Annotated in this window: 9 protein-coding genes, 1 tRNA gene and 2 pseudogenes; 4 read left to right on the top strand and 8 right to left on the bottom strand. The window is 60.2% G+C overall.

What is annotated here, in order from left to right; genetic code table 11:
• Positions 1–248 (bottom strand): annotated as a pseudogene (locus GJ630_RS18100) (hypothetical protein); the annotation flags it as partial.
• The gene (locus GJ630_RS18095) at positions 249–719 is read right to left on the bottom strand and encodes a 30S ribosomal protein S15 (RefSeq protein WP_008313088.1); all 471 of its coding nucleotides are present in this window, start codon (positions 717–719) and stop codon (positions 249–251) included.
• Positions 720–1,088: 369 nt separating this feature from the next.
• Here GJ630_RS18095 and GJ630_RS18090 point away from each other — a divergent pair, with 369 nt between their 5' ends.
• A complete protein-coding gene (locus tag GJ630_RS18090; RefSeq protein WP_014040767.1) occupies positions 1,089–2,780 on the top strand; it encodes a hypothetical protein in 1,692 nt (563 codons plus the stop codon).
• Positions 2,781–2,928: 148 nt separating this feature from the next.
• Positions 2,929–4,665: a polymer-forming cytoskeletal protein gene (locus GJ630_RS18085; RefSeq protein WP_129755330.1), complete on the top strand. Its 1,737-nt coding sequence runs from the start codon at positions 2,929–2,931 to the stop codon at positions 4,663–4,665.
• Positions 4,666–4,673: 8 nt separating this feature from the next.
• Here the strand turns inward: GJ630_RS18085 and GJ630_RS18080 are convergent, their stop codons facing one another.
• The 5 genes from GJ630_RS18080 to GJ630_RS18060 are packed head-to-tail and all read right to left on the bottom strand — an operon-like array spanning position 4,674 to position 8,005.
• Positions 4,674–5,417: a hypothetical protein gene (locus GJ630_RS18080; RefSeq protein ID WP_151103563.1), complete on the bottom strand. Its 744-nt coding sequence runs from the start codon at positions 5,415–5,417 to the stop codon at positions 4,674–4,676.
• A complete protein-coding gene (locus GJ630_RS18075) occupies positions 5,410–5,853 on the bottom strand; it encodes a hypothetical protein (RefSeq protein WP_008313095.1) in 444 nt (147 codons plus the stop codon). Before GJ630_RS18075 ends, GJ630_RS18080 begins: the two co-directional genes overlap by 8 nt.
• Complete coding sequence (locus tag GJ630_RS18070) at positions 5,843–6,823, bottom strand: hypothetical protein (protein WP_371727889.1); 981 nt, start codon at positions 6,821–6,823, stop codon at positions 5,843–5,845. The genes GJ630_RS18075 and GJ630_RS18070 overlap by 11 nt, the downstream gene beginning before the upstream one ends.
• Positions 6,811–7,398 (bottom strand): hypothetical protein, encoded by a 588-nt coding sequence (locus tag GJ630_RS18065; RefSeq protein WP_191450614.1) that lies wholly within the window; start codon positions 7,396–7,398, stop codon positions 6,811–6,813. Before GJ630_RS18065 ends, GJ630_RS18070 begins: the two co-directional genes overlap by 13 nt.
• Before the next feature lies 1 nt (position 7,399).
• Complete coding sequence (locus GJ630_RS18060) at positions 7,400–8,005, bottom strand: hypothetical protein (RefSeq protein WP_050036754.1); 606 nt, start codon at positions 8,003–8,005, stop codon at positions 7,400–7,402.
• Positions 8,006–8,215: 210 nt separating this feature from the next.
• Between GJ630_RS18060 and GJ630_RS18055 the strand changes: the two genes are divergently transcribed.
• A tRNA-Ala gene (locus GJ630_RS18055) sits at positions 8,216–8,287 on the top strand.
• Positions 8,288–8,814: 527 nt separating this feature from the next.
• Positions 8,815–12,588, top strand: coding sequence for a hypothetical protein (locus GJ630_RS18050; RefSeq protein WP_191450612.1), 3,774 nt, complete (start codon positions 8,815–8,817; stop codon positions 12,586–12,588).
• 149 nt (positions 12,589–12,737) lie between these two features.
• Here GJ630_RS18050 and GJ630_RS18045 read toward each other — a convergent pair.
• Positions 12,738–12,959: pseudogene (locus GJ630_RS18045) on the bottom strand (50S ribosomal protein P1); the annotation flags it as partial.

Raw genomic sequence — 12,959 nt, 5'->3', positions numbered from 1 at the left:
GCAGTCGGCTGCGTACGACCGATGGCGACAGTGATATCGGACTCCGTGGTCCGGTCGGGGTCCTCGAACGGGCGGACGACGCTCGCCTGAAACGGCGTGTCACCGAGCGCCCGCGCCAGCAGGCCAGTCGCAGCCAGCGCCTCGCCGGTCGCGTCGCTGACGAGGCGCACAAAGGCGGCCTCCCGCAGCGACCCGGCGAGGTCACCGGGCGACGTGGCTGGCGTCGGTTCCCGACCGGTCGCCGACATCTATTCGAGACCCAGCGCTTCGACGGCGTTGTCGTAGCTGTAGGTGAAGTCCTCGTCGACCTCGTCACCGCGGTAGTAGTCGATGAGGCGTCGGATCTTCGACTGCGTGTTCTGGAGCGCACGCTTGTTCTGGTAGTCACCGGGGTTCTCGTCCATGTGGTCGCGAAGGCGGACGGCCCGCTCGAGCAGGTTCCGAAGGTCTTCCGGCAGGTCCGGCTCAGCTTCGTTCTCCTCGAGGATCTCGGTGACTTTCTTGCCGGTCGCGAGCGAGACGTCAGGGATCGGCGTGCCCTGAACGCCCTCGTCGCGCAGCTTCAGGCCGATCTCGCTGGGCGAGTGGCCCTGTTCGGCCAGTTCGACGACGCGCTCTTCGATGGCGTCCTCGTCGACGTCGCTCCACTCCGGGGGTTCGTCTGCCGCCGGTTTGTCCGAGTCGGACGAACCGCGACGGCGTGTATGCATTCGTGCCATTGTAATCTGGTTGGAACCGCACGAACCGCTCTCGTTACGAGGCGTATTGGCACTGTACAGTGCCGAACACGGCCGCAATCCCGAGCTGTGAAAGTCCACAGCGAGTCAGATTTGCGGTCGTGCTGTTCCCATCTCCCTGTCTGAGAGGGCGCGACTAAACCGTTCCGCTTCCCGGTCGCGTCTCGAAACGAGGATAGCCGCGAAACCCGTTTCACAGCCGAGCGGCTTCACAGTATTACGATTGATAACTCGCCCTGCTTCTTTAAGTGAGTTGTTAGAGTAGATATGCGTAGTATGGGTAGCGCAGGGCGGAGACTCGGCAGTCGCGGGCAGAGTGCTCCGCTCGGGCTAGCGCTGGTTTTTGCGGTGATGATTATATCGACGACGGCGGTCGTCGCACTGGGTGCTGACGCAATTACGAGCACGCAGACGCAACTCGACGCGGAACGAACGGAAAAGTCGCTGACGGAACTCAATTCCAAAACCGCGCTCGTGGCACTGGGACAGACGGACGTACAGCAGGTCTCACTTCCTGCGAGCAGTTCGAGCACCTATCGTATCGACGAGGACGCTGGGTGGATGAACGTCTCCTATCAGAATACAACGTCCGGGAGTCGGACGACCGTATTCAACGAATCGATGGGTGAGGTGGCGTATCACGGCAGTGACGAGACGCGACTCGCGTATCAGGGCGGCGGCGTCTGGCGGTCCAGCGGTGACGGAACGTCGGTGATGGTGTCCCCGCCCGAGTTCCACTACCGGGACGCGACGCTGACGCTCCCCCTGGTGACAGTGAGCGGGTCCGGGACAATCAGAGACCGCGCGTCGATCACCCACAACCGAACAACGTCGCACTTTCCGAACACCACGCGAAACGCGAACTTCACGAACCCGCTGGAAGACGGGAAAGTCAACGTTACCCTCCAGAGCGAGTACTACCGCGCGTGGGGCGGGTACTTCGAGGAGCGAACGGACGGTGATGTGACGTACCACCCCGACAGCAGTCGTGTTTCGATCGTTCTCAAGGTCCCTGCAGGGCCGCGAAAAGTCCGGAACGCCGTCGCCGCGACGAGTGATTCCGGGTCGATCAAACTGAGCGGGAACGATGCATTTACCGACAGCTATACCTCGGCAGACGGGGACGGGTACGACGCCTCCGAGGCCGGTGACGGCGGCGATCTCACGACGGCAGGTGATGTCATCGTCACCGGGAGTGCGGAACTGAATGGAAACATCACCTCGGGCGGTCGCGTCGAATTCAGTAGTAACTCGATGACGTTCAACGGTGACCGGGTAGAATGGGCGGACGCATTCGACGACAAACACGGAGCGTGTTCCGGCTCTTGTTCCGACGAGCAGATCAGTTCGTTCGGTGATACCACCAATATCAACTCCCATGTCGACACACAGGTCGACGACCTATCGTCGTCGAACGATAACGGGGGAACGATAGCCGACGACGGCGTCATCGACGGGACCGAGGGGACGACGACCCTGTCCGCGGGCCGCTATCACGTCGACAGAATCGACCTCAGTGACGACGTGGAGTTCGACACGACTGGTGGAAACGTAATCATTGGCGTCGAGAACTACGTGAGCCTCAACACCGGAAACGATATCACGGTGTCCGGCCCGAATCAGGTGAAGATTTACGTAAAAGGCGAGTCGCCCGCGTCGGGCGGGAGCGCTGACGGCTATCACTTCTTCACACGGGCGAGTGAGATCAGGACAACCGGGGCGGTCAGTGAGCGGTCGACGCAAGTGTGGATCTACGGCAAAGATAATCTCCAGGCCCGGATGGAGAAGAAAGGGTCAGACAAGTCCAAAGTCACTGGCGTCATCTACGCGCCGGGGGGAAAGACCGGAACGAGCAGGTTCGAGATATGGAAGAGCGAACTCTACGGCGGTGCGGTCACCAGCCAAGTCGAACTGGAAAAGGGTGGCAGAGTCCACTTTGACCGGGCACTCAAACAAGAGCGTACAATTCCCAAAGACACGAGCGTGGTTGCGATCACCTATCTCCACATCTCGACGAACGACGTCAACATCACGTCCAATTGACCGCCGACACACCTCACTTCATCACTACCAGAAATGGTAGCACTTAGCGTCGGTCGGTTTTTGTTGTGGCTGCCATAGACAGTCGCTGGTAGCGACTATTGACGGGACGGCCAGCAGCCTTATCAGCTGTGATAACTACTGTCGGATAATGCGATTCCCCTGGGGTCAGGGTCGGGGTCAGCAACGGGCACAATCAGCCCCGCTCGGGCTGATACTGGTTCTCAGTCTCGTCATCGTCGGTTCCGGCGTCGTTGTCAGCCTGGGAGCGACGGCGCTGGTCGATACTGAGGCCGGGCTCGACGTCTCCCGGGCGGAGACGGGGATGACCCAACTGGATTCCCAGGCGGCCCTGGTGGCGCTTGGGAACGCCGACAGCCAGCGGGTGTCTCTCGTCGGGACGGACAGATCCACGTACCGAATCGACGACACTGCCGGTCGGATGACCGTCAATATCACCAACCACTCTGCTTCGCCCCCGACCACCGTCACGCTGATGGACGAGCGCCTCGGCGCGGTTGTCTACGAAAACGGGAACCAGGAAGTCGCCTATCAGGGCGGCGGGGTGTGGCGGCGCTCCGACAGCGGCAGTGTCATGGTTTCACCGCCGGAGTTCTACTACCGCGACGCGACGCTGACGCTCCCACTCATCACTGTCCGTGGCGACCGGTCGCTTGGCTCACGGGCGAGCATCTCGAAGGACGGCACGACGCAGGTGTATCCCGACCAGGCAGCTGGGAACATCAATCCGCTGGATACCGGGACGGTCAACATCACCGTCCAGAGCGAGTACTACCGGTCATGGGGGCGCTACTTCGAAGAGCGGACCGACGGTGACGCGTACTACGACCACGAAAACGACAGCGTGACCACGACGCTGGTCGTGCCGACGGGGCCGCGAGAAGTGACGAGCGCCGTCGCGGCCACGTCCGCCGGCGGACAGATTACGCTCTCCGGTAGCGGTACCGACCCCGCTCGAACGGACAGCTACAACTCGTCTGTCGGCGACTACTCGACCTCACGGGGGTCGTTCGGAACGATCACCACAGCCGGTGACGTGTACGTGAAAGGAAACAGCGAGGTGGACGGCTCCGTTCGATCCGGTGACCGTGTCGAAGTCAAGGGAAGCGGCGTCGTCACCCGTGACGTGGAGTACTCGACTACCAAGCACATCAAGGGCACTGTCAACGGCGATGTCAGACAGATCTCGGGCGTCGAGGGAGCCGGCGCTATCGACGGCCTGGTGAACCGGCGAGTCGCCAACGCAAGCGATACCAATGACAACGGCGCGACCAGCAGTATTTCGGGGAACCAGCTCGACAGCGGCGACCAGACGCTGGGCGCAGGCACCTACTACTTAGAAGACCTGACACTGAGCGGCGAGACGCTGACGATTAACACTGGTGGTGACGACGTGACCATCGCCGTCCGGGACTACGTCTACATCGAGAACAACGGGCAGATAAAAGTCAACGGTGGCGGGAAAGTCCGCCTCTACGTCAAAGGCGAGGCGACGTCCGCCAGCGGTCACCACTTCCACATCTATCGCACCGGGGACGTCAACATCGACAACGCCAATAACTCCAAGCAGTTCTGGGTGTACGGTCAGTCGGACTTCGACGCCGTCATCGAGGGGGACACCGATACTCCGCAGTTCGAGGGCGTGATTTACGCACCCGCCGGCGGCGTCGGTGCCAGCAGCGTCTCACTCAAGAAGGCGGAGCTGTACGGCGGCCTCGTCGCCGGGTCAGTCACGGTGGATAACGGCGGACTGGTCCACTACGACCGGGCGCTCAGAAACGAGCGGGCCGTCCCGAAGAACACGAACATCATCCGGCTGACGTACCTCCACGTCTCGAAGAACCGGATCAACGTGACCAGCGGGTAGTCGACCGGCTACTGGTCGATGTCGACCGCAATGTCGTGGTAGACGACGTACGTCCGCTGGATGCCGCCGGAAGACGACGTGAAGTTACACCAGCCGTCGGCCCCACAGGCGAACCCTTCCTGCTCGAAGTACGACTGCCAGAGTGCCTCGCGCTGTGGAGTCGAGTCGACACTGACGTTGACGTGTTCGATGTTCCCACCGGTATCGGCGAACGAGACGTTGCTGCTCCGGTGGTTCGTCCGGACGAGCACCGTCGACCCGCCCAGGCTCTGCTGGCCACTGGCGGTCGTGCCGACCACGGTGATGAGCACGCGGTCGTCTGAGACGAGTATCGGTGGCGTCCGTTTTTGTATTCCGCTGTCCCGGTTCGTCCGATACACTGCCCCTGCCTCGTAGACGAGCTCTCGCTCCTGGCTGCCGGCGTAGATGATCGGTCGTATCTCCCAGGTCCCGACGTCTTTGGGGGCAGTCCCGTCGTGGACCTGTACCGATATCGTTGTGTTTTCGCCCGTCCTGAGCGTGGCTTCACCGAGGCTGACCTCCGTCGCACGGCTCGGCGCGCCCTGTTTGTGGAGGTCCGCGATGTTGTCGGAGAGCACGTCGAATGCCCGTTCGGCGTTCTCCATCTGCTCCGCGTCCCGAGCGTTCTGTAACGCCCCCAGCCCGCTCACTGAGACGAGTATTATCGATGCCACGATGAGGCTGAACACCAGGGCGAAGCTCAGCACCTCACTTACGGCGCGGTCAGCCATCTCGCACCTCCAGTTGATCGTTCGATTCGTCGTAGAACACGGTTATAACACCGCCGCCAGCACTGGAGTCCCCTAGGTCTGTCCGGGTTTTGAGCAACACAGTCACCGACACGTCCGGCGACGTCGATTCGAGCGCGAGTTCATCGGCGCCGGCGTCAATCGAAACCCGGTAGCCGGTTCCACTCACCCGCGCCGGGAACGTGTGATTCAGCCGCGCAGTCGGGTCGTCGTCGGCAGCGACCACCAGCCGGTCGATACGGGCGATGTCGGCGGCGACCTGCTGTCCGACGACTTCGAGTTCGTCCCTGATGACCTGCTCCTGCCGATTCTCGACGAAGTTGCCGCCGGCAATGAGGAGCCCGGACACCAGAATCGAGGCGATAGCCAGGCTCAGCGTGTAGCTCAGCGTCGTCGAGACGGCGCGGTTACGACGCATCCGGCTCACCCGGGGCAACCCGTATCTTTGCCTCGTACCGGAGATTCGACGTGTCGTAGCGGTAGCGGACGGTCACATCGTAGATTGCGGTCGTACTGAACGGCGACGCGGGCGCTGTATCGAGCGTGTAGGCCCGCTTGCTATCGCGGACAACCATCGAGTAGTTCCCCCTGATCTGGTCGCCCGACTCGTAGCTGATGTTGTATTCGTCGCCGACACCGTGAGCGAACCGCCCGTCGAAGCTCCCGCCCTGGAGCGCGAGACACGGCTCGCCCTGGACTGTTCCGCCGGTCACGTCGATGTGGGCGTACGGCTCCTCGATAGGGACAGCACACGTCTGTGTGCCACTCGGTGTGTCGACTTCCACGTTGACCGTCCCGCTGGGTCCGACGTCACCCCAGACCCGCATCGTCCATTTCGGGTTGCCGCCGGTGCCGTTCGCTACGACGACGAACTCACTTCCCGAACTGGGGAGCTGTGTCGCGTTGATGACGAACCGTCTGGTCGCGTTCGTTCCGTCACCCGGGCGCGTGACCCGCTCTCTGACCATCCAATCGGCGCTCGGTGTCGCCTCGCCGGATTCGAACAATGACGTGTTGGTCTGGGCGATCCGCGTGCCGTAGGTCGGCGGGCCGGCGAGTGTGACGTTCACCAGCGTCCCGCTCGTGACCCGCTGGCGTTCCGTCTGTGTACTGACGGTCCCGATGCTCTCACGCACACCGGTTTCGAGTGTTGTTTGGGTCGAGTAGTTGTACCTGTTCGCCGCGGTGATGCCGCCCCCGACGTTTGTCTCCACCATCGCCCGCATCTCCAGCGCGTCGTTGCTCCCGGCGACCTCGCCCCGACTCGCGAGGTTCTGCGTGTAGATCGCGGAGTTGACGACCAGCGCAAGCCCGATGAACGTCACCGCCAGGGCCAACGCGGCGATGAGGATTATCTGTCCGCGGTCGTCGTCGTTCAGATGCGCCACGCGACCACCTCTACGCTGACCGTGTTGTAGACGTTCTTTCCAGTGTCCGAAACCGTATAATCGGTCGCTGGGTCACCGAGCCGCGTGCTGTTGCGCGTCCCGTCCGCATCACGCAGGTGGTCGTCGTCCATGAGCGTGATTGTGTGGCTCGCACGCACCGCGTTGTCGCTCGGTTCGCCGCTGTAGATGTATCGTGTCGTGACGGTTCGCTCCTGCGTGTTCTGGAACCTGAGATAGACGTTGTACGCGATTCCCCGCTGGTCGAACGCGCGTTCTAACAACTCCCCGTATCGATTGTCCGGCGGCCCGTTCGTGTAGTACTCCCGACCGCCGGCCGTGTTGTGGAACTGCGCCGTGCTGTTGTCCCAGTAGAGCACAGCCGGTTTCAGTGCGTCTTCTGCCGCCGCGGAGGCGAGGACGCCGTGGCCGATTGCCTGCTGCTGGTTCTCGATGTGCTGACTCGACGTGCTCGCGGACAGCGGCGTCACCGCCGTCATCTGCAGCGCGAACACCAGGCTCGCGAGTAACAGCATGCCGCTGACGATGGCTTCGAGCGTGTGTGCCTGCGCGCGCATGCTACCACATCACCACGCGTACTGTGACATCCTGCCCGTTCAACGAGACCACTCGCAACGCAGTGACCGACGCGTCGTTGTTTGTCGGCGGGTTCCCACCAGTAGTGAGTACCGTCCCACAACTACCACTAGCTTCAACGAGTTCCTCAGTTGCTCCATCCCAGCAGAGCGTTTCATCGGAGGCCGCTGTTGCCGTCGCGTTCCCCCGGATTGTGACGTTCACGTTCTCCCGAGCCGGGTCGAGCCCGACCCGTTCCTCCGCACTCCCGCCTGACTCGTAGCCACATCCTGACGGTGGTGCGTTCCCAGCGAAGAACTCCCGAGTACAGTGTTCGTCTAGGACGTACGGCTGCTGTGGCGAACCGAGCATCCCCATTGTGAGCCCATCGGCGACTCTGTCGGTCGTGACTGTCTCCTCCTGAACCCCCGCAGAAAACGGCGACAACAACCCCGGAATGAACAGGAAAATGAATATCAGGACACTCAGAAACAGGCTCATACCGATCGCGAAGTCCAGCGTCGTCTGCCCGCGCCGGTGCTCTTCGATCCAGAGTGACCGGCCGACACGCCGGTCGTTAGACTGCGTCTCGTTTCTCCTACGGTTCATGAGCCTGATTCACTAAACTGAGATTACTGTAGGGATGGCCTCAGTCGTTATAGCCATTATGGCCGTACTGTAACTCCAATTACCAGATTTCTATGCACTCCACGAGGCCGATGTAGTACTGGCCTAACCGAGACCGTGGGGCCGGTTCTCTATGTCCCGGTGCTTCGATGGGTTTAAGCAATCCCATCGGGAAGCAAACAATGCACGCAAGGGCTCGTAGATCAGGGGTAGATCACTCCCTTGGCATGGGAGAGGCCCCGGGTTCAAATCCCGGCGAGTCCATCCTTATTTTACCGTCGTGGATGAGAGATCGACGACACAGGTAGGCTGATTTGGGATGTAGCCCGGCAGATTCTATAATAAACCACACAATCGAGGGCACAATACTGTCTAACCAAGATATTAGGAGAAAAACCAGCTAGAGACATTACTAAACCAACCGTTACCCGTTGCTGCCGGATTCAATTAAAAGGTCAAGTTGGGGCTCAATTCGCATTACGTAAGTACCGTCCAGTCCACCGTATACGAATAATAAGGAACCTCAGTCAACTAAATCTTGTTTAGTGTTGTCACATATCACAAGCGTTCCAACATATGGCATAGCAATCTTGGTTAATATATGACATTTCCGGAGGGTATTGTAATGTCAGTGGCTCCGGAATTCGACACACGGTGCCGGTAGTGTATACCGCTGGTAGGTCCCGTTAGAGGGAATACCTGCTGTTTAACCTCAGTAGGTCACCGATAGAACCGTTATTAGTATGGGTGAAACAGTAAACTTATGTGCAATAGTTGGTATGTAAATAAGTATGTTCGAGTGGGGCAGCCGGGGGGCTGGAGACCGGGGTGTATCGCATGTTCTGGGTGTGGTGTTGTTGGCAAGCGCCGTCATTGTTGGTGCTGTACTGATCGTTCAGGTGGGGCAACAGACAATCGGAGATGTCAACGACGACGCGAACGTCGAACTCGCCGAGGAGGTGCTGCTGTCGGTCGATCAGAGCTTCCAGCGGTCAGACACCAACGAATCAGTCGAGATCCCAGACCGGGTTCGGTCTGACGTCGCCGTTTCTGGCAACGCGGCATACAATCTGACGCTGAACGGACGCTCGGCCTGTTCGACGGGGAACCGCTCGCTGCAGACGATTCGGTATCAAAAGAACGGCCAACAGGTCGGCTATCAGGGCGGGGGTGTGTGGCGGATGACCGAGTCGGGCGCAACGATGTCGTCGCCCCCAGCAGTGAACTACGACGAAGGGGCACTGTCGGTATCGTTCGCAAATATCTCCGGACAGCAGATCCAGGGGAGTTCGGTTGCCATTCAATCCAACGCGACGGCCAAGCGGTCGCACGAAGCGGCACTGCAGATGGCCCTGTTCACCGACGCGTCCTACGAGGACGCGCGAACCGGTTCAATTTCGTCACCCAGTTATGAGTGTACTCCGTCGCAAGTCGCCAACGCGACATTGACTATCGAAAACAGTAGCTATGCCCGCGCCTGGGCAGATTGGGCACGGAGCACCTACGATGATCAGTACGTTGAGGTGACCCCGGCGTCTGTCAAGCCGGGAGAGAGCGTTCACATACGCTTTGCACTCGGCGACGTGACGAACCCGAAGTTCAAAGTTGAGGGTGTCACGGTCAAGCCGGACCCGTCAGACCCTGGGAAAGCAGTCGTGACAGCGACGGTCCGGAACACCGGAGGCTTAGAAGATACACAGGATATCACGCTGAAGCACAACCAGTCGGGGTCACCAAGCGAGGTGGAGGAGACAATGACCCTCATCGGCGGGGAATCGACCACTGTGAGTCGGTCGGTGAGCGTCTCGTCGGCGACGCCACACAACTTCACTGTGGAGTCAAAGCAGGACGAAGACTACAAAGTCATCAAGTATACGTCCGTCCACGGAACGCCGTCACTGGATGTCACCAGCAATTCGATTCCGGCAACAGCGCGGCTGAATCAGGTCCCATCGGCTGAGGTCACAGTCACGAACACTGGGCAAATGACGGCAGATCAGGAGGTCGTCTTCCGCGTCAACGGGTCGAAAAGCGCGACGCGAAGCGTGCTGGTCGGCCCTGGACAGAGCCGAACAATCGACTTCGGGCCGTCAATGCCAACGTCGGAGAACGGCACGTACGACCTGGAAGTCGAAACAGAGGATGATACATACTCACAACACAACGACAACGGACACTACTTCATCGTCGGTGATGCAGGTGTGTTCGAGATAGCGTCCGTTTCGCCGCCGGGTGGATTGCAAAGTGGGGATACGGCGACCGTTGACACAACGGTCGAAAACACTGGTGACATTCGGAAATCCACCGATGTCGAGGTCCGTATCGAGAACGCGTCTGGCAGCGTTGTTGCGTCGAAGACCACGACGCTCACCCTCAACGGGACTCGCCGAGGCACTGAGTCGGGGACCGCTTCAGTGACCAGTGGCCCGCTAATAGTCGGGTCACCACAGCAGTACACCTATGTCGTCGAGACACCGGACGATACCGGGTCAGGGTCCTTCGTCGTCGGTTCATCGTCGCCGCCGTTGTACGAGATCACCGCTGTAGACGTACAGAACCCCGTCGCACCGAACAACCAGACGAATATCAAGTTCGCCGTCGCGAACACCGGCGGAACCGAAGGAAAGCAAACACTGCGCGTCGAGTACAACGGAACGACCCACATTGCGGAGGACGAACGGCTCGACCCCGGGGAGAGCGTCACGCTCAATCGGACCGTCACGGCGCCCACCGAACCCGGGGATTACTCGGTAACCTTCTCGACGGCGAACCGGTCGCGACAGTCGACGCTGACCGTCGAGCCGGACTCGCTGCTCGAAGGGAACGGCTCGACGATCACGATACAGCAGTCGGTCAATGCTTCGGTTGCGCTGAAGGGTGCGGACCTGGAAGGCTTCTCAAATCGCTGGAACTACATCTACCATGCACCCGTGCAGATGTCACTATATGTCGACAACGGGTCCGACCCACAGTCGATCGGACTCTGGCGGGGGTACGAGAACGGCGACATCAATGGTCCGCACGCGGAGCAGCGCCTCATCTCTGACGAACACGAGAACCCGTACTACTACTCCGATTCGTTCGAACCCGGAACGGAGATCTCAGTCTTTGCAAAGTCCTACGGCTGTGACAGGTATTCCTACACCTCTCCTTCGATTGAGCTGGCTGGTTATGACACGAAGTACTGTAGTGACTGGGATACATACGACACGACCACTGTCAGCCAGACACAGAACCAGCAGAACCTCGTCATCCTGAACGACGGCGACGAGCTTCCAGCGTTCGAGCAAGCACAGTGGTACCAGCGAGACATTCAGGATACGCTCGGAAGCCGCGTGAACGACACGGGGTATCTCCAACTGGGCGACGGGGAACGCGCACTCCTCTATGAACTCTCACAGGAGGACGCAGACCCAGCTAACGCGGCAAATGACGGCGACCCTGACTATAACGATGCCGTTGTCCTGTTCACAGTCAACGCAATCGAAAAAGACGTACAGACGGGTCCGGAGTACAACCTCATCGACACCGACGCCCCAAGCAGGGTTGATGAGACAACCGACGCAACGCTGACGGCTGAGGTAATGAACGTCGGCGGAAAGAGCGGTGAAGCTACCCTAGAGAGCAGCTTTGATGGCAACAGTGCCGGGACGAACTCGACGACAATTGAACCCGGAGAGACCGAAACCGTCACGTTCACCCTTCCGACTAGTTCAAAGGCAACTGGGGAAAGCTATCCGTACACGGTATCTATCCCCGGTACGCAACAGAAGGCGAGCGGGAACGTGCGTGTCGGTGATACGGAAGGACAGTTCATGCAGATTGATTCAGTCCGTGCCGAGAGCGTGATTGACAGTGACGACACGGCAACGGCGACTGTCAACGTCACTAACGTTGGCGAGCAGGACGGTACAGATACCGTCGTCCTCCGTGCGAAAAACAACGACGATACAAGTCCGTCATTTACCGACATCGACTCGAAAACCATGTCAGCGGACCTCAACCCAGGTGAAACCCGACAGTTTACGCTTGATATGCCGACCAGTCGCGGCAACTACACCTACTACATCGAAACGTCGAACTCCACGTCCCCGGAACTGTCGTTCTTCGTGGGGGAGTCGAACGTTGTCGTCAACGACACGCAGTCGGTGAACATCGGCGCGGAGACCTACAACACCTCAGAACTAATCGAGCGTCGCGGCGGCGCACAGCGGATGACCGTGGAGGTCCGCAATAACGGGACCGTGGGTGACGAACGGGAAGTGAACCTCACAATCAAAAACAAAAGCGACGGGTCGACCGTCTTCGCCGGCTCCGAGATGGTCACTGCTGGGACCGGCGACCTGACCAATACCGATCCGTTCCCGGCTTGGGCGGGCTACGACGTCGATCTCGACCCCGGCTACTACACCTATGAGGTGACCGTGTACGACGAAACGGCGAGCGGCACCGTGGCCGACACCGCGACGGGTGAGATATATCTCAAGAACGTCGACGAAACGGGGGCGACCGGGAACGACTCACCGGTTACGGTCGACTCAGACACGGTGACACTCGGTAGCTAAACAGCCGCGTCGACATCCTTCTGCAGTCGCTTGTTCGTCGGACGATACTTCGAAGGCAGGCAATACGACGGCTCCCAGGATTCGAGCGGTAGCGATGCCTCTCACCAGTCGAGCGCACGCAAAGAAAAGCTGAGCTGTGTTGAACCGAGTTAGCCGAAGAGTTCGCCGAGGCCCTCACCGCTTGCCTCGTCGTCCTCGTCGTCATCGTCGTCGCCGCCGTCGTCGGCAGCCTCTTCTTCGGCTTCCTCGTCGGCCTCGTCGGCCTCGTCAGCGCCACCCTCGGCGGGTGCGGCCGCGCCACCGCTTGCCGGCACCGGTGCCGCAGCGGCCTGGTCGACGGCCTCCTCGATGTCGACGTCCTCGAGGGCGGC

Source organism: Haloarcula sp. CBA1122, assembly GCF_009741785.1.
Taxonomy (GTDB): Archaea; Halobacteriota; Halobacteria; order Halobacteriales; family Haloarculaceae; genus Haloarcula; species Haloarcula hispanica.
This window is presented reverse-complemented; position numbering and strand designations above follow the sequence as displayed.